The 23,572-nt window shown below is 62.1% G+C and carries 21 protein-coding genes; 13 read left to right on the top strand and 8 right to left on the bottom strand.

Annotation, left to right across the window (positions count from 1 at the left end):
• The first annotated feature begins 211 nt into the window (after positions 1–211).
• The 3 genes from recQ (at position 212) to FBY02_RS13555 (ending at position 5,002) form a co-directional block, all read left to right on the top strand.
• Complete coding sequence (recQ, locus tag FBY02_RS13565) at positions 212–2,338, top strand: DNA helicase RecQ (RefSeq protein ID WP_144928332.1); 2,127 nt, start codon at positions 212–214, stop codon at positions 2,336–2,338.
• Positions 2,339–2,456: 118 nt separating this feature from the next.
• Positions 2,457–2,891, top strand: coding sequence for a MarR family transcriptional regulator (locus FBY02_RS13560; RefSeq protein ID WP_041023344.1), 435 nt, complete (start codon positions 2,457–2,459; stop codon positions 2,889–2,891).
• Between the two features lie 101 nt (positions 2,892–2,992).
• Positions 2,993–5,002 (top strand): FimV/HubP family polar landmark protein, encoded by a 2,010-nt coding sequence (locus FBY02_RS13555; RefSeq protein WP_144928330.1) that lies wholly within the window; start codon positions 2,993–2,995, stop codon positions 5,000–5,002.
• A gap of 144 nt (positions 5,003–5,146) precedes the next feature.
• Here the strand turns inward: FBY02_RS13555 and FBY02_RS13550 are convergent, their stop codons facing one another.
• Positions 5,147–7,348, bottom strand: a complete 2,202-nt coding sequence (locus tag FBY02_RS13550; protein ID WP_144928328.1) for a patatin-like phospholipase family protein — start codon at positions 7,346–7,348, stop codon at positions 5,147–5,149.
• Positions 7,349–7,418: 70 nt separating this feature from the next.
• Here FBY02_RS13550 and FBY02_RS13545 point away from each other — a divergent pair, with 70 nt between their 5' ends.
• Positions 7,419–7,706, top strand: coding sequence for a SelT/SelW/SelH family protein (locus tag FBY02_RS13545; RefSeq protein WP_144928326.1), 288 nt, complete (start codon positions 7,419–7,421; stop codon positions 7,704–7,706).
• On the opposite strand, the gene FBY02_RS13540 is transcribed toward FBY02_RS13545, so the two are convergent.
• Positions 7,700–8,590, bottom strand: coding sequence for a DMT family transporter (locus FBY02_RS13540; RefSeq protein WP_144928324.1), 891 nt, complete (start codon positions 8,588–8,590; stop codon positions 7,700–7,702). The genes FBY02_RS13545 and FBY02_RS13540 overlap by 7 nt on opposite strands.
• 228 nt (positions 8,591–8,818) lie before the next feature.
• Positions 8,819–9,568 (bottom strand): AraC family transcriptional regulator, encoded by a 750-nt coding sequence (locus FBY02_RS13535; protein WP_144928322.1) that lies wholly within the window; start codon positions 9,566–9,568, stop codon positions 8,819–8,821.
• A gap of 133 nt (positions 9,569–9,701) precedes the next feature.
• Between FBY02_RS13535 and FBY02_RS13530 the strand changes: the two genes are divergently transcribed.
• The gene (locus FBY02_RS13530; RefSeq protein ID WP_144928320.1) at positions 9,702–10,517 is read left to right on the top strand and encodes a UDP-2,3-diacylglucosamine diphosphatase; all 816 of its coding nucleotides are present in this window, start codon (positions 9,702–9,704) and stop codon (positions 10,515–10,517) included.
• Positions 10,518–10,543: 26 nt separating this feature from the next.
• Here the strand turns inward: FBY02_RS13530 and FBY02_RS13525 are convergent, their stop codons facing one another.
• Entirely contained in the window at positions 10,544–10,855 is a 312-nt protein-coding gene (locus FBY02_RS13525; protein WP_144928318.1) for an Mpo1-like protein, read from the bottom strand.
• 137 nt (positions 10,856–10,992) lie between these two features.
• On the opposite strand from FBY02_RS13525, the gene FBY02_RS13520 reads away from it, so the two are divergent.
• Complete coding sequence (locus FBY02_RS13520; protein WP_144928315.1) at positions 10,993–12,048, top strand: AraC family transcriptional regulator; 1,056 nt, start codon at positions 10,993–10,995, stop codon at positions 12,046–12,048.
• Here the strand turns inward: FBY02_RS13520 and FBY02_RS13515 are convergent.
• Positions 12,005–13,459 carry a TrkH family potassium uptake protein gene (locus FBY02_RS13515; RefSeq protein ID WP_144928373.1) on the bottom strand — a complete coding sequence of 485 codons (1,455 nt, stop codon included), beginning with the start codon at positions 13,457–13,459 and terminating at the stop codon, positions 12,005–12,007. The two genes, FBY02_RS13520 and FBY02_RS13515, sit on opposite strands and share 44 nt — an antisense overlap.
• Before the next feature lie 163 nt (positions 13,460–13,622).
• On the opposite strand from FBY02_RS13515, the gene FBY02_RS13510 reads away from it, so the two are divergent.
• Positions 13,623–14,189 (top strand): NAD(P)H nitroreductase, encoded by a 567-nt coding sequence (locus FBY02_RS13510; protein ID WP_144928313.1) that lies wholly within the window; start codon positions 13,623–13,625, stop codon positions 14,187–14,189.
• Between the two features lie 106 nt (positions 14,190–14,295).
• On the opposite strand, the gene FBY02_RS13505 is transcribed toward FBY02_RS13510, so the two are convergent.
• From FBY02_RS13505 to phhA, 3 genes are all read right to left on the bottom strand, one after another.
• Positions 14,296–15,489 (bottom strand): amino acid aminotransferase, encoded by a 1,194-nt coding sequence (locus tag FBY02_RS13505; protein ID WP_144928311.1) that lies wholly within the window; start codon positions 15,487–15,489, stop codon positions 14,296–14,298.
• Positions 15,489–15,845, bottom strand: coding sequence for a 4a-hydroxytetrahydrobiopterin dehydratase (locus tag FBY02_RS13500; RefSeq protein WP_003184087.1), 357 nt, complete (start codon positions 15,843–15,845; stop codon positions 15,489–15,491). Before FBY02_RS13500 ends, FBY02_RS13505 begins: the two co-directional genes overlap by 1 nt.
• 98 nt (positions 15,846–15,943) lie before the next feature.
• On the bottom strand, positions 15,944–16,729 hold the full coding sequence (gene phhA / locus FBY02_RS13495) for a phenylalanine 4-monooxygenase (protein WP_144928309.1): 786 nt from the start codon (positions 16,727–16,729) through the stop codon (positions 15,944–15,946).
• A gap of 280 nt (positions 16,730–17,009) precedes the next feature.
• Between phhA and FBY02_RS13490 the strand changes: the two genes are divergently transcribed.
• The 6 genes from FBY02_RS13490 (at position 17,010) to flgJ (ending at position 23,564) form a co-directional block, all read left to right on the top strand.
• A complete protein-coding gene (locus FBY02_RS13490; RefSeq protein WP_139647281.1) occupies positions 17,010–18,572 on the top strand; it encodes a sigma-54-dependent transcriptional regulator in 1,563 nt (520 codons plus the stop codon).
• 222 nt (positions 18,573–18,794) lie between these two features.
• Positions 18,795–19,532, top strand: coding sequence for a flagellar basal body rod protein FlgF (locus FBY02_RS13485; protein WP_144928307.1), 738 nt, complete (start codon positions 18,795–18,797; stop codon positions 19,530–19,532).
• Between the two features lie 49 nt (positions 19,533–19,581).
• Positions 19,582–20,367, top strand: coding sequence for a flagellar basal-body rod protein FlgG (gene flgG / locus FBY02_RS13480; protein WP_024778628.1), 786 nt, complete (start codon positions 19,582–19,584; stop codon positions 20,365–20,367).
• A 52-nt stretch (positions 20,368–20,419) separates the two neighbouring features.
• Complete coding sequence (gene flgH, locus FBY02_RS13475) at positions 20,420–21,115, top strand: flagellar basal body L-ring protein FlgH (protein ID WP_144928305.1); 696 nt, start codon at positions 20,420–20,422, stop codon at positions 21,113–21,115.
• Between the two features lie 45 nt (positions 21,116–21,160).
• Positions 21,161–22,246 (top strand): flagellar basal body P-ring protein FlgI, encoded by a 1,086-nt coding sequence (locus tag FBY02_RS13470; RefSeq protein WP_144928371.1) that lies wholly within the window; start codon positions 21,161–21,163, stop codon positions 22,244–22,246.
• Between the two features lie 10 nt (positions 22,247–22,256).
• Positions 22,257–23,564: a flagellar assembly peptidoglycan hydrolase FlgJ gene (gene flgJ, locus FBY02_RS13465; RefSeq protein WP_144928303.1), complete on the top strand. Its 1,308-nt coding sequence runs from the start codon at positions 22,257–22,259 to the stop codon at positions 23,562–23,564.
• The last annotated feature ends 8 nt before the right edge of the window (positions 23,565–23,572 follow it).

Genomic DNA, 23,572 nt, shown 5'->3' with positions numbered 1-23,572 from the left:
CCTGCCACAGAGACCTTGTTTGGCCTTCCGGAATCTCAACACCTCTTGTCAGCAACACCCTCTGTACGAAAGGCCTCGGGTATACTGCCGCGTTTTGTGATGCCCTGCGATGCCCCAGCGGTTCGAAACGCGCACTTACGATTTACCCGGTGCAGCATGTTCGGTTCTGAACCAGCCTTGCAGGGATGTTTCGGTGATTTTTGGAGTTTCTATGCTCGAACAGGCTCAACGCGTCCTCAAGGACATCTTCGGCTACGACAGTTTTCGTGGCCGTCAGGGTGCCATTATTGAGCGCGTGGCCAGCGGTGGCGATGCCCTGGTGTTGATGCCCACCGGCGGCGGCAAGTCCTTGTGCTTCCAGGTCCCGGCGTTGTTGCGCAATGGCCTGGCAGTGGTGGTTTCGCCGCTGATCGCCTTGATGGACGACCAGGTCGCGACGCTCGAGGAACTGGGCATTGCCGCCGCTTCACTGAACTCCACCCTCAGTGCCGAGCAGCAGCGCGACCTGGCGGCGCGGATCCGGCGTGGTGAGCTGAAAATGCTCTACCTGGCTCCGGAAAGGCTGGTGCAGCCGCGCATGCTGGCCTTCCTGCAAAGCCTGGAAATCGCCCTGTTCGCCATCGACGAGGCCCACTGTGTGTCCCAGTGGGGCCACGACTTCCGTCGCGAATACCTGCAACTGGGGCAGCTGGCGGAGCTGTTCCCCGATGTACCGCGCATCGCCCTGACCGCCACCGCCGACAAACGGACCCGGGAAGAAATCGTCGAGCGTCTGCATTTGCAAGACGCCGAGCGGTTCCTTTCCAGCTTTGACCGCCCCAATATCTTCTACCGCATCGTGCCCAAGGAGCAGCCCCGCAAACAGTTGCTGGCGTTCCTCGCCGAGCGGCGCAGCGATGCGGGCATCGTCTATTGCCTGTCACGAAAAAAAGTCGATGAAGTCTCGGCGTTCCTCTGCGACCAGGGGTTTCCGGCGTTGCCCTATCACGCCGGGTTGCCCAACGAGTTGCGGGCCTACCACCAGAAGCGCTTTCTCAATGAAGAAGGCTTGATCATGGTGGCCACCGTGGCGTTCGGCATGGGCATCGACAAGCCCAACGTGCGTTTCGTGGCGCACCTGGACCTGCCCAAATCCCTCGAGGCCTATTACCAGGAAACCGGTCGTGCCGGCCGGGATGGCTTGCCGGCCGATGCCTGGATGGCCTATGGCCTTCAGGACGTGGTGATGCTCAAGCAGATGTTGCAGAACTCCGAAGGTGACGAACGCCACAAGCGCCTGGAGCAGCACAAGCTCGATGCCATGCTCTCGCTGTGTGAAGAAACCCGTTGCCGCCGTCAGACCTTGCTGGCCTATTTCGACGAAGACATGCCCCAGCCGTGCGGGCACTGCGACAACTGTGTCGACGGCGTGGAGACCTGGGACGCCACCGAACCGGCGCGTCAGGCGTTGTCGACCATTTTCCGCACCGGCCAGCGCTATGGCGTGGGGCATCTGGTGGACGTCCTGCTGGGCAAGGACAACGAAAAGGTCCGCAGTTTCGGCCATCAGCACCTGTCGGTGTACGGTGTCGGCAAGGCCCGCTCCGAGAGTGAATGGCGTTCGCTGTTCCGCCAGCTCGTGGCCCGCGGCCTGGTGGACATCGACCTGGAAGGCTATGGCGGCCTGCGCCTGAGTGAGACCTGCCGGCCGCTGCTCAAGGGCGAGGTGAGCCTGGAACTGCGCCGTGATCTCAAGCCGGCGACCGCGGTCAAGAGCAGCAAGAGCCAGGCCAGCCAACTGGTCCGTGGCGAAGAGCGCGATCAGTGGGAAGCCTTGCGTGCCTTGCGACGCAAGTTGGCCGAGGAACACGCCGTGCCGCCGTACGTCATCTTCCCCGACTCGACGCTGTTGGAGATGCTGCGCAGCCAACCCACTTCCCTGGCGGAGATGGCCCGGGTCAGCGGCGTTGGCGCGCGCAAGCTGGAGCGCTATGGCGAGGCCTTCCTCCAGGTGCTGGGCGGCGAGGCCGAGGCGCCGAAGGCGGTGGCCGATGTACGTCATGAGCTGATCACCCTGGCCCGGGCCGGCATGACCCCGTTGCAGATCGCCGGACAGCTCCAGTGCTCGGAGAAAAACGTCTACACGATGCTGGCCGAAGCCATAGGCCAGCAGCAATTGTCGCTGGAGCAGGCCCTGGACCTGCCCGAAGACCTGATGGGCGAGGTGCAGGATGCGTTCCTGGATGGGGAAGGCGAGTTGCCAACGGTGGCGGAAGTGGCGGCGCTGTTCGTCGGCCGGGTACCGGAAGGGGTCCTGTATTGCGTGAGGGCTGCGTTGCAATCGGAATTCGAAGTCTGATCAGTAAGTTGCACGCCTTTAACGATTCAGTGCGGGGCGGGCCTTGCTTGAATCCAATGTGCATGCTTAGCTGACTAATAATTAGTATTTCTCCTATTTCAGATCTAATGAGTTTTCTATGTCGTTAACCGATCAACACCGTTTTGGCATGCAACTGGCGCAGATGTCCCGGGGCTGGCGTGCCGAACTGGACCGCCGCCTGGCCGGACTGGGCCTGTCTCAGGCACGCTGGCTGGTGCTGCTGCATCTGGCCCGCTTCGAACACGCGCCGACCCAGCGCGAACTGGCCCAGAGCGTTGCCGTCGAAGGGCCGACCCTGGCTCGTTTGCTCGACAGCCTGGAAACCCAGGGGCTGGTGCAGCGCCAGGCCGTGGCCGAGGACCGCAGGGCCAAGAAGATCGTGCTCTGCGCCCCGGCCCGGCCGTTGATCGAGCAAATTGAAACCATTGCCACGCAACTGCGTCGGGAGCTGTTCGAAGGCATCGACGAAGAGGACATGCGGGTGTGCATGCGGGTTCACGGCAGGATCCTGGCCAATCTGGAAAAATCCTGAGGCATATCGGCGGTATCCCGACTTTTGAGATTCAGCGATTAGCGAACTATAACCAGTACTAAGCAATCGTATTGGAAGCGTTCGAATCGAAAGGGATACCCATGCTTGAAAGTTTGCAGTCCACGTTGCGCAGTTGGGTCAACGTGTCAGTTGTCTTGGGTGCATTGGGGTATCCGGCTTTGGCCTCTGCGCTGGGGCTGGGAGAGATCACGCTCCATTCCGCCTTGAACCAGCCGTTGCGCGCCGATATCGCCCTGGTCGATGCGGACGGGCTCAGCGAGGCCGATCTGTCAGCCAGCCTGGCCAGCCCGGACGACTTCAAGCGTGCCGGCGTGGAGCGGGTGTTCTTTCTCAGTAACCTGCGCTTTACCCCGGTAATACGTGGCGAGCGCAGTTTCATCCGGGTCACTTCCAACAAACCGGTGGAAGAACCGTTCCTCAATTTCCTGGTGCAGCTCAATCAGCCCAACGGTCGGCTCTTGCATGAATACACCGTGCTGATCGACCCACCGGGTACGCCAGGTATCGTGCCCGCTTCCGACGAACCTGCCGCTGCTCCCCGGTCCCCGTCGGCGCCAGCCATCAAGCCGCCCCCGGCGACCCAGGGCAAGCGTTACACCGTCGTGCAGGGCGACAACCCCTGGCTCATCGCCAAACGTCTGCACGATGCCGGCAGCGGCGCTTCGATACATGAACTGATGCAAGGGATCCAGGCCCTGAACCCGGGCAGCGAGCGACTTTCCATCGGCCAGCGCCTGCTGCTGCCCGATTCGGCGGTGTTGCCGTCCCCGGCAGAAACGGCAGCCACACCAGCCGCTGTCGCTGCGGACGAGCAACTGGCCGCCAGCGCGCTGCAGAACCAGCAACAACAGAAAACCATCGACGAGTTACAGGCCCGACTGCAGGCCCAGGACGAAGAAATTGCTGGTCAGCGCAAGCAGATCAGTGAGTTGCAGGCGAAACTGGCCGAGGTCCCACCGGTCCCGGCTACATCTGCTGCGCCACCCTCTGTGCCTCCGGCAACTGAGGTGGCGAAGGACGCACCAGTGGTTGAGTCGCAGTCAGTGACGCCGTCACAACCTGTGGCAGAGCAGCCCGAGCCCGAGGGTGTCAATTGGCTATGGGTGGCGGGGCTGGTGGCTCTTCTGGGGTTGCTTGCGTTGCTGCTGTTCATCCGTCGTCGACAGGAGCAGGCCGACGTACAGCCGATGCCGGAACGTCCCGAACCGATGCTCGAAGACAACGCTGAAACCTACGCATCGGCGGCCGATACGCAGCAGCCTGAGGTCGCTTCGTCGTTCAACAACGGTGATGCGCCGTTGGGGGACGTGCTGGAGGGTGTCGGGATCTACCTGACCTATGGCCGCTTCATCGAAGCCGCGGGGTTGTTGCGGGCGGCATTGCTGGCAGAGCCGGAGCGCACCGACCTGGGCCTCAAGTTGCTGGAGGTACTGGGTAAGCAGGGCGATGCCATCGGCTTTCAGGCCCAGGAACATCACTTGTCGGCGCAGGGCGTCGATGCCAGGACGCTGGAAGATATTCGTGGGCGTTACCCGAAGGTCGCGATGGTTGCCGCACCCGTGGTGACACCGTCAGCGCCTCAAGCCCCTGAAGCCCTCGCTCCTGTGTCGGCGCCGGTGCACGTGCCCGACGACGAATTCGAGTTGGATCTGGATGCACTGTCCATGGACAGCAATTGGGATCTGACCAATGAACAGGACAACATCGAGGAAAAAAACGCCGGCGCGACGCCTGCCGTTGACGTCTCCCAAGAGTTGTCACTTTCGGGGTTCGACGAGCCGGAGCTGCAATGGAGTGCACCACTGGAAACCGAGTCGCTGGACGACGCCTTTCTCGACGGGTTTGCCAATGAAGAGCAGTCGCTGGAGCTGGAAGCGCTGCCCTTCGAGCCTGAGTCTGAGGCTCTGTCCCTGGAGTCCATGTCCCTTGAACCCGAAGCGCCGGAACACGCTGAAAAACTGGAGCAGGCGCAGAACTGCATCGATGATGGCGACTTGAAGACGGCGATCACCCTGCTTGAAGAATTGCTCCAGGAAGGCGATGAACCCCTCAAAGAGACCGCCCGGGTGCTGCTGGCCGGGATTCGCTGACAGCTGAAATTGATGGGGCCTCAACTGGCCTCTTCGCGAGCAAGCCCGCTCCCACACCAGTTCTGTGGACGCTCAGGAATGTGGGCTTGCTCGCGAAGGCGGCCTGTCAGATAACCAATATTCCTTTGGAAACTGCACAGCCGATCAGAACGTCTGCCCCAGGTTCAGATATACCGCCTGCTCATCATCGTCGTTAAAGCCGTAACTGAAACTCAGCGGCCCCAACGGCGTGTCGAACCCGAGGAAAATACTGGCGGCATTGATATAGCCGCTGTCGAATTCGTTGTCGTTGTTCCAGGCCCGGCCGCGCTCCAGGGAGCCGCCGAGGTACAGCGGAAAGTCCAGGGGCAGGTAGGCTCGCGGCGTCAGTCGACGGTAATACACGGCGCGCATCAGGCTCATGTTCTGCCCGGAAATCCCGTCTTCGCGAAAACCCGACAACTGCCGCGCGCCGCCAAGCACGAAGCTCGACGTCACGATTTGCGCGGTGTCGAGCGTGCGGCCATAGCGTCCACCCAGAATGAAGGTGTCCGGCCCGCTGCTCAGGGCTTTGTCCAGTTTGAACTCCCATTGGCGGTAACGCTGGTCGGACCCCAGCCCGGGTTCGTACTGGCGCCAGGTCAGGCCGATGTCTTCGCCTTCGTGGGGGAAGTACACGTTGTCGAGAGAGTCGAACGAATATTTCAGTTCGTAGAAACCTTCATTGAAATCCTCGCTGGGCTGGCTGTGATCGCCGATCCGCACATCCGCCTTGCCCCAGGCCTGGCCGACGCCGAAACGGATCTCACCGCTGTTGCCGATCTGCCGACCCAGGTTGAGGCCCAGGCCATAGCGTTCAACGCGGTATTGGGCGATCGGATCGTTGTCCAGGATCGCCTCGACGTTGCGGGATTCGAATTGCCCATAGGGCGCGATGAAGTAGCGCGAGCCCACGTCCAGCGGTTGGTAGAACTCGCTGTACAGTTCCTGCCTGTCGCCGATCTGCGCCCGGGTCAGCCACTCTGCGCCGAGGCGGTTGATACCGTTGACCCGATAGCTGGCGCCGAGGTTGAAGGCGCTGTCGCCACGCATGTCGTCCGACAGGCTCAGCCCCAGCCGCAGGTAGTCGGTGCCGGTACGTTTGCCTCGGGCACTGATCACCAGCGTGTTATCCGGGCCCTTGTGCACCACGCGGTATTGCACCTGTTCGAAGTAATCCAGGCCATACAGCGTGCCCATGTCGGTTTGCAGGCGTCCCAGGTCCAGTGGTTCGCCAATGCGCTGGCGAACGTAATAGCGAATCACGTCGTCGCCCACTTTCGAGTCGTTCTCCACGCGAATGGCGGTGATGACCGGCGTACGCTGGCTGGGAGTACGTGCCGCCATGAGTTCGACATCGGTCGGTTCGGCAGGGCGAAGCAGTGCCAGGCGGGCCTTGAGGATCTGTGTGGCACGGTAGCCGGCATCGATCATGTCCCGGGCCCGGCCAAAATCGGTTGGACCGAAGCTCGCCAGGGCCGGCTGGATCAGTACGTCACCTTTGTTCAGCGTTGCCAGTTGTTCTTCGGAGTTGCGTCGGGTCATCAACGTGGTCGACTGGTTCAGGACATCGACCACCGTGACCAGTTGCTTGCGATTGCGCAACGGGGTGCCAATGTCGACCACGATGGCCATGTCCACGCCCATTTCCCGCGCCACGTCCAACGGAATGTTGTCGCTCATGCCTCCATCGACCAGCAACCGACCGTCCAGCTCCACCGGGGCGAACACCGCCGGGATCGACATGCTGGCGCGAATCACCTTGGGCAGGTGGCCTTTGCGAAACACGACCTTTTCACCGCTGGCGATGTCAGTGGCGACGGCGCGGAAAGGAATCGGCAGTTTATCGAAGTCGCGGGTGTCACTGGTGTGGGCCAGCAGGCTCTCGAGCAGCAGGGCCAGGTTCTGTCCCTGGATGACGCCCAGCGGCAGGCCGAGGCTGCCGTCATCGCGAAAGCTCAGTTTCTGTTTGACCAGGAAGTCCCGGTCGTCCTGTTTGCGCCGGAACGGCACGTCCTTGCGAGGCGGGGCGTCGGACAGGGCTTGTTGCCAGTCGATGCCCAGGGCGAGTTTTTCCAGTTCGTCGATCTTGTACCCCGAAGCGTACAACCCGCCGATCACGGCGCCCATGCTGGTGCCGGCAATGGCATCGATCTTGATGCCTTGCTCTTCCAGGGCCTTGAGCACGCCGATGTGGGCCAGGCCTCGCGCCGCGCCGCCGGACAGTACCAGGCCGATCTTCGGCCGCGAGGTTTCGCCGGCGGGCTCGCTGGTATGGCCGAACAAGGGCAATAGCAACAGGAACAGGCAAGGCAGCAGGCGGCGCATCGTCAGTCTCGGGCGGACGGTCAAAGGCGAGTATTATAGCGGCGCCTTCGAAGCCACGAGTCGACCCGCAATGACCGAGCAAAAACCGGAAATCATCATTACCTATTGCACCCAGTGCCAATGGTTGCTGCGCGCTGCCTGGCTGGCCCAGGAACTGCTCAGCACCTTCGGTGACGATCTGGGCAAGGTGTCCCTGGTGCCGGGCACCGGCGGGGTGTTCCACATCGGTTGCGATGGCGAGCAGATCTGGGAGCGCAAGGCTGACGGCGGTTTCCCCGAGGCCAAGGTGCTCAAGCAGCGGGTCCGTGACCGGATCGACCCGGAGCGGGACCTGGGGCACAACGACCGGGTTCAGTGAGAGGGCGCTTCACTGCCAGCCATCGGTTTTTTCGCGCCGCTTAGCTGGCTCGACATCACGATGGCGGCGATGATCAGCGCGCCGCCTGACAGCATGCGCAACGTCGGGGTCTCACCGAACAGCAGCCAGGCCATGCTGATGCCGTAGACCGGCTCCATGGCGAATACCACCGCCGCCGTGCGGGCCTTGATCACCTCCAGGCTGGCGACGAACAGGCTGTGGGCCAGGCCGGTGCAGAACACGCCGAGCAGGCCGATCCACAGCCAGTCGAGGGCACGCACCGCGCTCAGTTGTGGCGCGGCCAGCGGCAACAGGCATACCCCCACCACCAGGTTTTGACACAGGGCCGCCTGCACGGGCGGCACGAAGCCTGCGCCGGCACGGTTGGTCAGCGACAGCAGGGAAAACAGCAGTCCTGATGCCACTGCCCATAGCAGGCCGGTGGTGGTGCCGCTGGCCAGGTCGAAGTCCGGCGTGACCAGCACCAGGCCGATGCTCACCAACACCACCAGCAGGATTTCATTGGCCCGAATCCGTTCACGAAACACCAATCCTTCCAGCAGCACCGTGAAGGCCGGGAAACTGGCAAACCCCAGCGTGGCGATCGCCACCCCGGCGACTTTCACCGCGATGAAAAAACTCACCCAATGCCCAGTCAACAGCAGTCCGCTGAGCAGTAGCCGCCAGCCGTCCCGCGGCCGGAGTTTCTGCCATGGGGAATGGCTGGCGAAGCGGGCGAACACCGTCAGGGCCAGCACGGCAAAAACGGCGCGGCCAAAGACGATGATCGTCGGCGAGGCGGCGGCGAGTTTGCCGAACACACCGGTCAGGCCAAACATCAGTGCGCCGATATGCAGGGCGCCCAGGGCGGTACGGGGAGTCATTGCAGTCCTTAGAGCAGATAAACCAAAGCTGACGGAGGTGAAGAACTGATGTCCCTCGGTTGACACAGTTCCCTTGTGGGAGCGGGCTTGCTCGCGAATGCGGTGTGTCAGCCGCTGCTATGTTGACGGATACACCGCGTTCGCGAGCGAGCCCGCTCCCACAGGTGAATATTTAAACCTTTGAAGAGGTGCGAGTCTGTCGCGATCCTGGCGTTTTTTAGCGCCAGGCTAGCGCCAGCGCCGCAGTTTGCCCGGCGAGGTGCCGAATTCGCGCAGTATCGCCGCGGCGAAGGCGCTCTGGGAGCTGTAGCCGACCCGGTTGGCGATCTCGCCGATGGGCAGGTCCGAGTCGCGCAGCAGCGCTACAGCCTTGTGCAAGCGGCGGCTGCGGATGTAGTCCATCGGCGTCTGCCCGCATTCGGCGACGAAACGGGCATGCAGGCGAGCAGCGGAAAGTCCCGCGATCCGGGCCAGGTCCGCCACTTGCAGGGGATAGGCGGCGTATTGGTCGATGTGCGCGTCGAGGGCTGCGTAGGGCAGGCGCCGCCGACCGGTCGGTTCCTGGTGAGTACCATTCAGGCTGGCCAGCAGCAGTACCGCTCCTTGCTGGGCGATCAGCGGATCGTTGACCGGGCTTCCCGCGAGCCAGCTGACCAACTGGCTTTGTCCAGCATCCAGGGGCCGGCGGGCGGTGCTGTCCAGCAAGCGCCGGCTGGCGTCGGCGTGATCCCCCAGGCACTGAGCGACCCACTCAGCGTCCGGGACGTCCAACACCAGGCACCGGCTGCCGCGCGGGCTGCCGCAAGCATGATGAGCGCCGGCCGGCACCACCACGAAGCTCTGCTGCACCACCTGGCTGCCACGACCCTCCACCTCGAAATCCAGCGCGCCCGACAAGCCGAAGACCAGTTGGGAGTGGTCGTGGCTGTGGACAATCAGGTCATGGCTGTAGTGGCGCAGCGTGAGGATCGGTCTCATCGCGGTCTCCCGGGCAGGCCGCCAGCATAACCGAAGGTGTGTCGCGTTGCCTTGTCATGTAATCGACATGTGCCTGTCACGGACCATTAACCGCTGCTGTGCACAGTGGTGAAAACGATCAGAGGGGGTGCTCATGACCAGCGCCGAGCTCGCCAGACCCAGCCGCAAGCAACGTGTCCGCACCCTGTGGATTTCCGATGTGCACCTCGGTACCCGGGATTGCCAGGCCGAACATTTGTCGCAATTCCTCAAGGGCTATCACGCCGACAAGATCTATCTGGTCGGTGACATCATCGATGGCTGGAAACTGCGCGGCGGCATGTACTGGCCCCAGGCCCACACCAACGTCATCCGCCGTTTGCTGACCATGAGCAAGCGTGGCACCGAGGTGATCTACGTCACCGGCAATCACGACGAATTCCTGCGCCGCTATTCGAAGCTGATCCTGGGCAATATCCAATTGGTAGACGAGGCGGTGCACGTCACCGCCGATGGCCGGCACCTGCTGGTGATTCACGGCGACCAGTTCGATGTCATTACCCGCTATCACCGTTGGTTGGCGTTTCTCGGGGATTGGGCCTACGAATTCACCCTTACGCTCAACCGCTGGCTCAACCATTGGCGGGCTCGCTATGGCTACGGCTACTGGTCGTTATCGGCGTACCTCAAGCACAAGGTCAAGACCGCCGTCAGCTTCATCAGCGACTTCGAAGAAGCCATCGCCCATGAGTGCGTGAAGCGCGAATTGCATGGCGTGGTCTGCGGGCACATTCACCACGCCGAGATCCGCCAGGTGGGGGAGGTCGAATACCTCAACTGCGGCGACTGGGTCGAATCCTGTACGGCGTTGATCGAACACTGGGACGGCTCGATCGAGTTGTACCGGCTGGCCGATGCCCAGGCGCGCGAAGCCCGGCTCAAGGCCCTCAAACTCGCCGAACCGGCCTGAGCCCTGCCACAGGGAATGGCTCTTTCCTAAAACGGAACCTTGCCCCGTAGCATGTCGCGGTACATGACGAAATCGCCCAACAGGCTGTAGAGCGGGTGCTTGAAGGTGGCTGGCCGGTTCTTTTCGAAGAAGAAGTGCCCGACCCAGGCAAAGCCGTAGCCGGCCACCGGCAAGGCGATCAACCACCACCAGGCCGTTGCGACAACGGCCAGGATGAGAATCAGAATGACCAGCGAGGTGCCGATGAAGTGCAGCCGTCGGCAGGTGCTGTTGCTGTGCTCGCCCAGGTAGTACGGATAGAAGTCGGCAAAACTCTTGAATTCTCTGATGTTTTCCAAGACTGCTGGCTCTTTGGTGAGGGTTCTGTTTTCAAGTCTAGAGCGATCATCTGCAACGGCCAGTGACAATGAGCGCCACTTTAGTATCCTTCGCAAATCCGGCCGTACTCTGCGGCTTGTCAGGCAAGCGATACGTCATGAGCGAACGAACGACTTCTTCAAGCTGGGCGATGGGGATTGTCAAGGCGCTGGAAATGGACGGCCTGGATTGTCGTGTGCTGTTCAATCAATTGGGGCTGGACTTTGACGCGTTGGAAGATCCGGACGCGCGTTTCCCCCAGGATTCGATGACGCGGCTCTGGCAACGGGCGGTGGAGCTGTCGGGCAACCCGGCCATTGGCCTGAACATGGGCAAGGTGGTACGCCCGGCGTCGTTCCATGTGGTCGGTTACGCCCTGATGTCAAGCCGGACGCTGATCGAAGGTTTCCAGAGACTGGTGCGTTACCAGCGGATCATTGCCGAAAGTGCCGATGTGAGCATCCGCCAGATGGAAGGCAACTACGCGCTGATTCTGACGGTGCACGGCGATCATCTCCCCACCACCCGGCAAAGTACCGAGGCGTCTCTGGCCTGTGCGCTGAGCCTGTGCAACTGGTTGACCGGACGTACCCTGCATCCGGTCAAGGTGCTGTTCCAGGGGGCCGAACCGGTCGACCGGACACCTTATCAACAGGTGTTCTGCGCGCCGCTGGTGTTCGGTGCGCCCTTTGATGCGCTGGTCTTCAAGCAGGCCGACATGGAGGCACCGTTGCCCACGGCCAACGAGGCCATGGCGCAGCTCCACGACCGGTTTGCCGGTGAGTACCTGGCGCGCTTCTCGGAAAGCCGGGTGACCCACAAGGCGCGCCAGGTGTTGTGTCGGTTGTTGCCCCAGGGCGAACCCAAGCGCGACGTGGTGGCGCAGGCGCTGCATTTGTCCCAGCGCACCCTGCAACGGCGCTTGCAGGAGGAGGGCACCAGTTTCCAGGCCCTGCTCGACGATACCCGTCGCGAACTGGCCGAGCAGTACCTAGCGCAGCCGGCCATGACCTTGCTGCAGATCGCCTATCTGTTGGGGTTTGCCGACCCGAGCAATTTCTTTCGCGCCTTCCGCCGCTGGTTCGATGCCACGCCCGGCGAATACCGGGCGGCGAGATTCGCCAAAGCGGTCAGTGACGCCAGAACGCCGGGATGCACAACACGAACACCGTGATGATTTCCAGTCTGCCCAGCAGCATGCCACCGGACAGAATCCACTTGGCGGCGTCCGGTAACGGTGCGAAGTTGCCGGCCGGGCCAATGGTCTCCCCCAACCCGGGGCCGACACCGGACACGGTGCTGGCCGCGCCGGTCAGCGCCGTCATCCACTCCACCCCCAGCAGCGACAGCAGCAGGGCGATCACGCAGATGGTGATGGCGAAAAAGAACGAAAACGTCAGGATCGAACGCACGATTTCTTCGTCGAGGCGGTGACCGTTGTATTTCTGCTTGATCACCGCACGGGGGTGAATCAGTTGCATGAGGTTGGCCCGCAGCAGTATGTAGGCGACCTGGAAGCGGAAGATCTTGATCCCGCCGGCCGTCGACCCCGAACAGCCGCCGACGAACCCCAGGTAGAAGAACAGCATCAGCGAGAAATTGCCCCAGAGGCTGTAGTCCCCCAAGGCGAAACCAGTGGTGGTGATAATCGATGTCACGTTCAGAGCCACGTGCCGTAGCGCGTCCAGCCAATGCAGGTCGGTGGTGGCCCAGTACCAGGTGCCGAGCACCAGCCAGGTCACCAGCAGCACGCCGATCAGGCCCTGGACCTGCTGGTCCTTGATCAGCGCCCGGCGATGGCCGCGCAGCATCGAAACGTACAGGGCGAACGGCAGGCTGCCGAGGATCATGATAACGATGGCGACCCAGTGCACCGCCGGCTCGGTCCATTTGGCCAGGGACAGGTCCGAGGTGGAGAAGCCGCCGGTCGAGATCGCCGACATCGAATGGTTGACGGCATCGAATGGGCTCATCCCGGCCCACCAGAGTGCCAGGGTGCCGAGAATGGTAATGCCGACGTAGGACGCCACGATCAGCCGCGCCACCATGTGGGAGCGGGGCATGACTTTTTCCGAACGGTCCGAGGATTCGGTCTGGAACAGGCGCATGCCACCGATGCGCAACAGCGGCAGGATCGCCACCGCCATGCCGATGAAGCCGATCCCGCCGAGCCAGTGCAGCAGCGAGCGCCACATCAGAATACCCGGGGACATGGTGTCGAGGCCGCTCAGGACTGTGGCGCCGGTGGCGGTGATCCCCGACATGCTTTCAAAGAACGAGTCCGTGTAGCTGATGTGCTGGGTCAGCAGGAATGGCAGCGCGGCAAAGATGCACACCACCAGCCAGCTGCTGACCGTCAGCAGGTACATGTCCCGCGGGCGCAGGTGCACATGCTCGGGGCGTCCGGGAAGCACCAGGGCCAGGCCGGCGACGAAGGTGATCATGCTGGACCAGAGGAACGATGGCAGGTCGCCGGTGCGCTCGAAAATCAACAGGGTGGCCATGGGCACGACCATGAAGATCGCCAGGGTGATCAGGAATATGCCGATGATGAAGCCAATGATCCGCAGGGTCGGCAACGCCATGAAGTCCGCTCGGGTGAAAGGAGAGGGCGCCATTCTACCCACGCTAAGCGGCATGTAAACCGCACCCGGCGCGACTGGCGTGTGCGTCGACGGCCAATTTGCGCTAACGGACTCGCCGTACAGGACACTAGAATAGCCAAACATTTTTTCAGGGAGATGGCCGATGCAGGCTCTCGATGCTTTGCTCAACCGTGTTTCCGTTCCACGCCTGGTGGAACCGGCACCCACGCCTGAACAGCGGGAGATCATGTTCGCCGCAGCGATGCGCGCTCCCGATCATGGCCAGTTGCGGCCATGGCGTTTCCTGACGGTCGAAGGGCAGGCGCGCTATCGCATGGGCGAACTGTTGGCCGACGCAGCGCGATTCAATGATCCGCTGGTCTCCGAGGCGGTTGTGGAAAAAGCCCTCAATGGCCCGCTGCGGGCACCGTTGGTCGTGGTGGTGATCGCTCGTTTGCAGGACCATTTCAAAGTCCCGAAATCCGAGCAATTGCTGGCCGCCGGCTGTGCTGCCCACGGGATCCTGCTGGCAGCCTATGCCCAAGGCGTTGGGGGCGTGTGGCGTACGGGCGAACTGGCCTACTCGCCGCACGTGGCCAAGGGGCTGGGTCTTGATGTGGGGGAAGAGGTGATTGGCTTCCTTTACCTGGGCACACCGCAGAAAGAAGCGCGGACGGCGCCGAAGGAAGATACCGCGGAGTTCGTCAGCGAGTGGACTGGGTTGCAGTGATGGAATGACTAGCTTTTGTGGTGAGGGGATAAATCCCCTCGCCACAGATAAAAATCCCCCCGCCACAGATAAAGCCTTTCCCCACAGGGTTGGGCAGGTACAGCAGTTACTTGCAAACGTCCGCAATCGCCTCGGCCAGCCGGTCCAGGCGCGTCGCATCGATACCGGCCACGTTTGCCCGGCCCGTGCCAACCATGTACACGCTGTGGCGCTCGCGTAGTTGCTTGACCTGCTCGGGCGACAGGCCGGTGTAGGAAAACATTCCGCGTTGCACGCCGATATGGGCGAAGCGCTCCCGCAGGCCGTAGGGTTCGAGGGCGTCCAGCAGGCCACTGCGTAGCTGGGCGATGCGCAAGCGCATGGCTTGCACTTCGTCGGCCCACAGCCGCTTGAGTTCCGGGTTGCCCAGGATTGTCGCCACCACCGCGGCGCCATGATCCGGCGGTGTCGACCACAGGTTGCGGGCGATGTTGGCCAGCTGGCTGCGGATGTCCACCAGCTTGTCGGCATCGCGGGCGCAGACGATCAACGCACCGGTGCGGTCGCAGTACAAGCCGAAGTTCTTCGAGCAGGAACTGGTGATCAACACCTCGGGCAACGCCTGGGCGAACAACCGGACTGCCCAGGCATCCTGTTCCAGTCCGTCGCCGAAGCCCTGATAGGCGAAGTCGATCAGCGGCAACAGCTCACGGCTGCGCACCACCTCCAGCACCTGGCGCCATTGATCCTGGGACAGGTCGAAACCGGTGGGGTTGTGGCAGCACGCGTGCAGCAGGACCACGTCACCCTTCGGTGCCTGGCTGAGGGTCGCCAGCATCGCCTCGAAATCCAGGCGATTGTCGCTGCCCACGTAGGGATAGTGGCTCGCCTTGACGCCAGCGGTGGCGAAGATGGTTTCGTGGATCGGCCAGGTCGGGTTGCTCAGCCATACGCCACGGCCCGGCAGGCATTGGGCGATGAAGTCGGCGCTCAGGCGCAGGGCACCGGTACCCCCCGGGGTCTGGGTGGCGCCGGCGCGTTTTTCGGCGATCTGCGAGGCGTCGGCACCCAGGACGAGCGCAGTGATCATCTGGCCGAAAGCAGCGTCGCCATGACCGCCGATGTAAGTCTTGGTGGTCTGCTGATCCACCAGCCGTCGCTCGGCCTGTTTCACCGATTCGAGAATCGGCGTCAGGCCCTGGGCGTCTTTATAGACGCCCACGCCCAGGTCGAACTTGTTCGGGTTGTTGTCCGCGCTGTAGGCCTCCATCAGGCCGAGGATCGGGTCGCCGGGCACCCGGCCGATGGCGTCGAAATGCATTACTTGCGGCCCTCGGCGGTCTTGGCCACGTCATCGGTGCGCGCGGCCATGATGAAGTCATTGCGGTGCAGGCCCTTGATCGAGTGGCTCCACCAGGTCACGGTGACTTTGCCCCACTCGGTGAGCAGGCCCGGGTGATGACCTTCGGCTTCGGAAATTTCACCGACGGCGTTGGTAAATGCCAGGGCGTGCTTGAAATTCTTGAACAGGAAAACCTTTTCCAGCTGCATCACGCCGTCGCGAACTTCGATGTTCCAGTCCGGGATCTGCTTGATCAGTACCGGCAGTTCTTCGTCGCTGACCTGTGGGGCGTCGGCACGGCAGGCTTCGCAATGGGCTTGGTTCAGAGTGTTCATGGTGTGTTCCTGGATCGAATTGGAAAGAACGTCGATGCACCCACGCTAAAGCAAAGCTGCGCAGTGCAACAGACTCACTTGGAATCAAAAAACGCCATTCAGGCGGCTTTCGGCGGAAATTTCGGTGCATGCAGGCCCAGTTCCCGACCGCGCTTGACCATGCCCATGATGTCTTCATGAGCCAGGTCGAACAGACGCTTGAGCTCTGGCAAGACGAAATACACCGGTTGCAGGATGTCGATGCGATACGGCGTGCGCATGGCTTCCAGCGGATCGAAGGCCTGGTGCTCCGGCTCGTCCGACAGGCAGTACACGGTTTCCTTGGGTGAAGACAGGATGCCGCCCCCGTAGATGCGCCGGCCCTGTGCTGTTTCCACCAGCCCGAACTCGATGGTCATCCAGTACAGGCGCGCCAGGTAGACACGCTCTTCCTTGGACGCCTGCAGGCCGAGCTTGCCGTAGGTGTGGGTGAATTCGGCGAACCAGGGGTTGGTCAGCAGCGGGCAGTGGCCGAAGATCTCGTGGAAAATGTCCGGTTCTTGCAGGTAGTCCAGTTCTTCCCGGGTGCGAATGAAGGTCGCCACTGGAAACTGTTTACTGGCGAGCAATTCAAAAAAGGTCTGGAAGGGGATCAGCGCCGGTACCCGGGCAACTTGCCAGCCCGTGGTCGCACCCAGCACCTTGTTGATTTCCCCCAACTGCGGGATGCGGTCGTGGGGCAGGTCAAGCTTGTCGATGCCATCCAGGTATTCCTGGCACGCACGGCCTTCGATGACTGTCAGCTGGCGGGTAATCAGCGTGTGCCACACCGCATGTTCTTCGGCGGGGTAGTGGATAAAACCTTGCGCATCGGGCTCGCGAGCCACGTACTGCGTCTGCTTCATGCTGCTCTCCTGCTGATTTCCCTCGAGGGGAAGACTGTTTTGTTGTTATGTCCAGCGATGCATTAGAGATAGCGCGAAGCAGGCGAATGTGCAGCGGGGCAGCGGCGAGATGTTCGAGTTGCATGGGGAGATTTCGTAAAGTTTTCGTTACGTATGAGGCGGTGATCCGGTGCTGGTTGGATGCTCAGCTAGGAAATGGCCTACAGCTGTCACATAATCTTGACGGTTATTTGCACTCAGTCTCAGAAAAACGCCTCTCAACGAGCTCCAGGTCTCCCCTATGCGTATCAAAGTCCATTGCCAAAACCGCATCGGCATCCTGCGGGACATTCTCAACCTGCTGGTGGAATACGGCATCAACGTCGCCCGGGGCGAAGTCGGTGGCGAGCATGGCAATGCGATCTACCTGCACTGCCCGAACCTGATCAATATTCAATTCCAGGCGTTGCGCCCGAAATTCGAGGGCATTGCCGGCGTGTTCGGCGTCAAGCGGGTAGGGCTGATGCCCAGCGAGCGTCGGCACATGGAGCTCAATGCGTTGCTCGGCGCCCTGGAGTTTCCGGTGTTGTCCATCGACATGGGCGGCTCCATCGTCGCGGCGAACCGGGCGGCGGCACAGTTGCTCGGGGTGCGGGTGGACGAGGTGCCGGGGATCCCGCTGTCGCGTTATGCCGAGGATTTCGACCTGCCGGAGTTGGTACGCGCCAACCAGTCGCGCATCAATGGGCTGCGGGTCAAGGTCAAGGGCGATGTATTTCTGGCCGACATTGCCCCGCTGCAATCGGAGCATGACGACAGCGAGGCCATGGCCGGTGCGGTATTGACGCTGCATCGGGCCGACCGGGTCGGTGAGCGCATCTACAACGTGCGCAAGCAGGAACTGCGTGGCTTCGACAGTATTTTCCAGAGCTCGAAAGTGATGGCCGCGGTAGTCCGCGAAGCCCGGCGCATGGCCCCGCTGGACGCGCCGCTATTGATCGAAGGCGAAACCGGCACCGGCAAGGAGCTGCTGGCCCGTGCCTGCCACCTGGCGAGCCCGCGTGGGCAGTCGCCGCTGATGGCGCTCAACTGCGCCGGGCTGCCGGAGTCCATGGCCGAGACCGAACTGTTCGGCTACGGCCCGGGTGCCTTCGAAGGCGCCCGCGCCGAAGGCAAGCTCGGTCTGCTGGAGTTGACGGCTGGCGGCACCTTGTTTCTTGACGGGGTGGGGGAAATGAGCCCACGCCTGCAGGTGAAACTGCTGCGCTTTTTGCAGGACGGTTGCTTCCGTCGGGTTGGCAGCGATGAGGAGGTGTATCTGGACGTCCGGGTAATCTGCGCGACCCAGGTGGATTTGTCCGAGCTCTGTGCCCGAGGGGAGTTTCGCCAGGACCTGTATCACCGCTTGAATGTCCTGTCCCTGCACATCCCGCCGTTGCGCGAATGCCTCGATGGCCTGGCGCCGCTGGTGGAACACTTTCTTGACCAGGCCAGCCGCCAGATCGGCTGTGCACTGCCGAAACTGGCCCCGGCGGCGATGGATCGCCTCAGTCATTACCATTGGCCGGGCAATGTCCGGCAGTTGGAAAACGTGCTGTTCCAGGCGGTTTCCCTGTGTGACGGGGGGACGGTGAAGGCCGAGCATATCCGCCTGCCGGACTATGGCGTGCGCCAGCCCCTGGGCGACTTTTCCCTGGACGGTGGGTTGGACGAGATTGTCGGGCGATTCGAGAAGGCGGTACTGGAACGACTCTACTCCGAACATCCCAGCAGCCGGCAGTTGGGCAAGCGACTGGGGGTTTCCCATACCACCATTGCCAATAAGTTGCGGGAGTATGAGGTGGGCAAGGAGCCTGGGATGTAATCCGTTGGCTGTGGCGAGTCTGCTGCACGGTAATCCTTTGCCTTTCAGCGGCATGTCACCGCCGGTTTTTCGTCTTCGCTACATTTCCTTCTTCACCGCAAAACCCTGCAAGTCCTTTGTTTGCCGGGCCCCAAGCCGCCAGAAAAAAGTTGGTCTGCAAATTGCTTATGGCTGAGCAGTACAGCAGTGGGCGGCAAACGTCCGGCATGCAGAGGAACGACAGTGGACAAGTACCTTTATGTGGCAATGACTGGCGCCAGTCAGAACGCGCTGGCGCAGCGGGCCCATGCCAACAACCTGGCGAACATCTCCACCAATGGCTTTCAGAAAGACCTGGAGCAGGCACGTTCGATGCCGGTGTTCGGCGACAGCTTTCCGGCGCGGGCGTTTGCCATGTCCGAGCGGCCTGCCACCGACTTCACTCCTGGCGCTCTGGTGCAAACCGGTCGCGACCTCGACGTGGCGGTCAGCGGGCCGGGCTGGATGGCCGTGCAGAACCCTGATGGCGGTGAAAGCTATGTGCGCACCGGCAGCCTCAACGTCGACGCCCTGGGCGTGCTCCGGGCCGGCAACGGCATGCCGGTGATGGGCAACGGCGGTCCTATCGCCGTGCCGCCGGAGCAGAAGATCGAAATCGGTCAGGACGGGACCATCAGCATCCGCGCCATGGGCGAAGGCCCACGCGTGATGGCTGAAGTGGACCGCATCAAGCTGGTCAACCCGGACCTCAAGAACATGACCAAGGGCCTGGACGGTTCCATCCGTACCAAGGACGGCCAGCCGGCACCGATCGACGCCAACGTGCAACTGGTGTCGGGGTTCCAGGAAGCGAGCAACGTCAATGCTGTGGACGAGATGACTTCGGTGCTGGCCCTGGCCAAGCAATTCGAGCTTCACGTGAAAATGATGAACACCGCCAAAGAAGGCGACGAGGCCATGGCTCGGGTCTTGCAGATCTAACCATTAATTAAAGCGTCGCGCCGAAAATCAGGCGTACGAGGAGAATCGAATGCTTCCGGCTCTGTGGGTTGCCAAAACAGGCCTGTCCGCCCAGGACACCAACCTGACCACCATTTCCAACAACCTGGCGAACGTCTCGACCACGGGTTTCAAACGTGACCGCGCCGAATTCCAGGACTTGCTGTACCAGGTCAAGCGTCAACCAGGTGCCCAGTCGACCCAGGACAGCGAACTGCCGTCGGGCCTGCAAGTCGGTACCGGTGTGCGCATTGTCGGCACCCAGAAAAACTTCACCGCCGGCAGCCTGCAAACCACCGAGCAGCCGCTGGACATGGCCATCGACGGTCGCGGTTTCTTCCAGATCCTGCAGCCGGACGGCACCACGTCCTATACACGTGACGGTACGTTCCACCTGGATTCCAATGGCCAGATCGTCAACGCCAGCGGCTTCGCCCTGGAGCCGGCCATCATCATCCCGAACGATGCCCAGACCTTCACCGTGGGCCGTGACGGGACGGTGTCCATCACCGTGGCGGGCAACCCGGCCGCCCAGGTGATCGGCAACCTGCAGACCGCCGACTTCATCAACCCGGCCGGGCTGCAAGCGGTAGGCAACAACCTGTTCCTGGAAACCGCTGCCAGCGGTGCGCCGCAAATCGGCACCCCAGGCTTGAACGGTTTCGGCACCACGCTGCAGAACACCCTGGAAACCTCCAACGTGAGCACCGTTGAAGAGATGGTCAACATGATCACCACCCAGCGCGCCTACGAAATGAACTCCAAGGTGATCTCCACCGCCGACCAGATGCTTTCGTTCGTTACGCAGAATCTGTAATCACTTCTATAGGGCGGCCTCAAGGTCGCCTGCAACACCGAGAGGTAGGGTCATGAAACGCTTTGTATCTGTACTGGCACTGGGTGGGATCACCGCGCTTGCGGGATGTGTCGCGCCAACGCCCAGGCCCAATGACCCATACTACGCTCCGGTGTTGCCGCGCACGCCGTTGCCGGCCGCCGCCAACAACGGCTCGATCTACCAGGCCGGTTTCGAACAGAATCTGTACAGCGACCGCAAGGCATTCCGGGTCGGTGACATCATCACCATCACCCTGAACGAGCGGACCCAGGCGAGCAAGAACGCCAACTCCCAGGTGGACAAGACCAGCAACACCAGTGTCGGCCTCACCTCGTTGTTCGGCTCCAGCCTGACCACCAACAACCCGATCGGCAGCAACGACCTGAGCCTCAACGCCGGTTACGGCTCCGACCGGGCTACCAAGGGCGACAGCAAGTCCGGCCAGAGCAACAGCCTGACCGGTTCCATCACCGTGACCGTCGCTGATGTATTGCCCAACGGCATCATCGTTGTGCGCGGCGAGAAGTGGTTGACGCTCAACACTGGTGACGAACTGGTGCGCATCGCCGGCATGGTTCGTGCGGATGACATTGCGACCGACAATACCGTTTCCTCGACTCGTGTAGCGGATGCGCGCATCACGTACTCGGGTACCGGTGCCTTTGCCGATGCGAGTCAGCCGGGCTGGTTCGACCGTTTCTTCCTCAGCCCGAAGTTCCCTTTCTAGGTGGCCCAGTTGAATCTTAAGCGGTTGAATCTCAAACAGCTGTTGATGGGTGCGTTGTTGATGTCCACAGCCTTCGGCGCTCATGCCGAGCGCCTGAAGGATATCGCCAGCATTTCCGGCGTGCGTTCCAACCAGTTGATCGGCTACGGCCTGGTCGTAGGCCTGAACGGCACCGGCGACCAGACCACCCAGACCCCGTTCACCCTGCAGACCTTCAACAACATGTTGTCGCAGTTCGGCATCAAGGTGCCGCCAGGTTCCGGCAACGTCCAGTTGAAGAACGTCGCGGCGGTGTCGATCAGTGCCGATCTGCCGGCGTTCGCCAAGCCTGGTCAGCAGGTTGACGTCACCGTGTCGTCCATCGGTAACTCCAAGAGCCTGCGGGGCGGCACCTTGCTGTTGACGCCGCTCAAGGGTATCGACGGCAACGTCTACGCCATCGCCCAGGGCAACCTGGTGGTCGGCGGTTTCGACGCCGAGGGCCGCGACGGTTCGAAGATCACCGTCAACGTTCCGTCGGCCGGTCGCATCCCTGGCGGTGCGTCGGTGGAGCGTGCAGTGCCGAGCGGCTTCAACCAGGGCAACAGCCTGACGCTGAACCTCAACCGTTCCGACTTCACCACCGCCAAGCGCATCGTCGACAAGATCAACGACATGCTCGGTCCAGGTGTGGCCCAGGCTATCGACGGTGGCTCGATCCGCGTCACCGCGCCCCTGGACCCGAGCCAGCGCGTCGACTATCTGTCGATCCTGGAAAACCTCGAGGTCGACCCGGGCCAGGCCGTGGCGAAGGTCATCATCAACTCGCGCACCGGCACCATCGTGATCGGCCAGAACGTCAAGGTTTCGCCGGCCGCTGTGACCCATGGCAGCCTGACCGTGACCATCACCGAAGACCCGATCGTGAGCCAGCCTGGCCCGCTGTCCAATGGCCAGACTGCTGTCGTGCCCCGGTCGCGGGTCAATGCCGAACAGGAAGCCAAGCCGATGTTCAAGTTCGGCCCGGGCACTACCCTGGATGAAATCGTCCGGGCGGTGAACCAGGTCGGCGCGGCACCGGGCGACCTGATGGCGATTCTCGAAGCCTTGAAGCAGGCTGGCGCGTTGCAAGCCGACCTGATCGTGATTTGAGGAACGGACCATGGATATGCGCAAGGGCGCTTTGATCAGTGGAGATTCGGGCTCTTACTCGGACCTGAACCGTCTGAACCAGCTCAAGGTTGGCGACAAGAACAGCGATGGCAACCTGCGCAAAGTGGCCCAGGAATTCGAATCGCTGTTCCTCGGCGAAATGCTCAAGTCCATGCGTTCTGCCACCGAGGCGTTGGGCAAGGACAATCCCATGAATACGCCTGAAGCCAAGCAGTATCAGGAAATGTACGACCAGCAGTTGGCCGTTTCCATGTCTCGCGAGGGGGGCGGTATCGGCCTGGCCGATGTCCTGCTGCGCCAGATGTCCAAGAACAAACCTTTGGCGCCGGGCGAAGCCGCTGCGGCGTCGGCTGCCAAGCAGCAAGAGGCGCTGGACAAGATCAAGGCGGTGCCTACCCCGGTGGCCGCCGGAACATTGCCCACCGACGGGCCTTTGTCCCGCCACAGTGGCCAGCGTCCGCTCTGGGCTTCGCGGGCCGTCAGCGCACCGCAAGGGGCGGGCGAGGGCAGTCATCGCAACGACATGGAACTGCTCAACCAGCGTCGCCTGGCTTTGCCGCCGAAACTGGCCGACCGCCTGCTGGCCGGCCTGGTGCCTTCGGCATCGACCAATGCCGCTACCGATGTGCCGGCGCAGAACATTCGCTCGGATCGCGCCGTCGCCGCCACCCGGTCCGCCTCCGGCGAAATGGCCAACGGCGACTGGCTGGCCGCGCTCAAGGCTTCCGAGTCGAGCGGGGACATGCAGGTCTATGGGCGTGCCGTGGCGCAGCCACCGCTGGCGCCGGCCCGCAAAGCCTTCCGCGATGCCGACGAGTTCGTCAACGCCATGTTGCCGATGGCCAAGGAAGCGGCGGACCGCATCGGTGTCGACCCGCGTTACCTGGTGGCCCAGGCTGCCCTGGAAACCGGTTGGGGCAAATCGGTCATGCGTCAACCCGACGGCAGCAGCAGTCACAACCTGTTCGGCATCAAGGCCAGCCAGAACTGGAAAGGCGATTCGGCGCGGGCAATCACCAGTGAGTTTCGCAATGGCGAGATGGTCAAGGAGACGGCCGAGTTCCGTTCCTACGCCTCGTACCGTGACAGCTTCCATGACCTGGTCAATCTGCTGCAAAGCAACAGTCGCTATCAAGCTGTGCTGAAGTCGGCCGATAACCCGGAACAGTTTGTACGCGAGTTGCAGAAGGCCGGTTACGCCACCGACCCGCACTACGCCAGCAAGATTTCGCATATAGCCCGGCAGATGACCAGTTCCCAGAACTACGCATCCGCAGGCGCCACCACGACTTTATAAGGTCTGAA

Source organism: Pseudomonas sp. SJZ078 (genome assembly GCF_007828255.1).
GTDB lineage: Bacteria > Pseudomonadota > Gammaproteobacteria > Pseudomonadales > Pseudomonadaceae > Aquipseudomonas.
Note: the sequence above shows the minus strand (reverse complement) of the source record. Positions and strands in the feature narration are given on the sequence as shown.

What these genes read in the sequence shown, in the direction of transcription:
- phhA (WP_144928309.1), bottom strand. Translation starts at nt 16,729, where the DNA reads ATGAAGCAGACGCAGTACGTGGCTCGCGAGCCCGATGCGCAAGGTTTT.
- FBY02_RS13555 (WP_144928330.1), top strand. Translation starts at nt 2,993, where the DNA reads ATGCTTGAAAGTTTGCAGTCCACGTTGCGCAGTTGGGTCAACGTGTCA.
- FBY02_RS13505 (WP_144928311.1), bottom strand. Translation starts at nt 15,489, where the DNA reads ATGCATTTCGACGCCATCGGCCGGGTGCCCGGCGACCCGATCCTCGGC.
- FBY02_RS13540 (WP_144928324.1), bottom strand. Translation starts at nt 8,590, where the DNA reads ATGACTCCCCGTACCGCCCTGGGCGCCCTGCATATCGGCGCACTGATG.
- FBY02_RS13560 (WP_041023344.1), top strand. Translation starts at nt 2,457, where the DNA reads ATGTCGTTAACCGATCAACACCGTTTTGGCATGCAACTGGCGCAGATG.
- FBY02_RS13545 (WP_144928326.1), top strand. Translation starts at nt 7,419, where the DNA reads ATGACCGAGCAAAAACCGGAAATCATCATTACCTATTGCACCCAGTGC.
- flgJ (WP_144928303.1), top strand. Translation starts at nt 22,257, where the DNA reads ATGGATATGCGCAAGGGCGCTTTGATCAGTGGAGATTCGGGCTCTTAC.
- FBY02_RS13535 (WP_144928322.1), bottom strand. Translation starts at nt 9,568, where the DNA reads ATGAGACCGATCCTCACGCTGCGCCACTACAGCCATGACCTGATTGTC.
- FBY02_RS13510 (WP_144928313.1), top strand. Translation starts at nt 13,623, where the DNA reads ATGCAGGCTCTCGATGCTTTGCTCAACCGTGTTTCCGTTCCACGCCTG.
- FBY02_RS13490 (WP_139647281.1), top strand. Translation starts at nt 17,010, where the DNA reads ATGCGTATCAAAGTCCATTGCCAAAACCGCATCGGCATCCTGCGGGAC.
- FBY02_RS13530 (WP_144928320.1), top strand. Translation starts at nt 9,702, where the DNA reads ATGACCAGCGCCGAGCTCGCCAGACCCAGCCGCAAGCAACGTGTCCGC.
- flgH (WP_144928305.1), top strand. Translation starts at nt 20,420, where the DNA reads ATGAAACGCTTTGTATCTGTACTGGCACTGGGTGGGATCACCGCGCTT.
- FBY02_RS13470 (WP_144928371.1), top strand. Translation starts at nt 21,161, where the DNA reads ATGGGTGCGTTGTTGATGTCCACAGCCTTCGGCGCTCATGCCGAGCGC.
- recQ (WP_144928332.1), top strand. Translation starts at nt 212, where the DNA reads ATGCTCGAACAGGCTCAACGCGTCCTCAAGGACATCTTCGGCTACGAC.
- flgG (WP_024778628.1), top strand. Translation starts at nt 19,582, where the DNA reads ATGCTTCCGGCTCTGTGGGTTGCCAAAACAGGCCTGTCCGCCCAGGAC.
- FBY02_RS13515 (WP_144928373.1), bottom strand. Translation starts at nt 13,459, where the DNA reads ATGGCGTTGCCGACCCTGCGGATCATTGGCTTCATCATCGGCATATTC.
- FBY02_RS13520 (WP_144928315.1), top strand. Translation starts at nt 10,993, where the DNA reads ATGAGCGAACGAACGACTTCTTCAAGCTGGGCGATGGGGATTGTCAAG.
- FBY02_RS13500 (WP_003184087.1), bottom strand. Translation starts at nt 15,845, where the DNA reads ATGAACACTCTGAACCAAGCCCATTGCGAAGCCTGCCGTGCCGACGCC.
- FBY02_RS13550 (WP_144928328.1), bottom strand. Translation starts at nt 7,348, where the DNA reads ATGCGCCGCCTGCTGCCTTGCCTGTTCCTGTTGCTATTGCCCTTGTTC.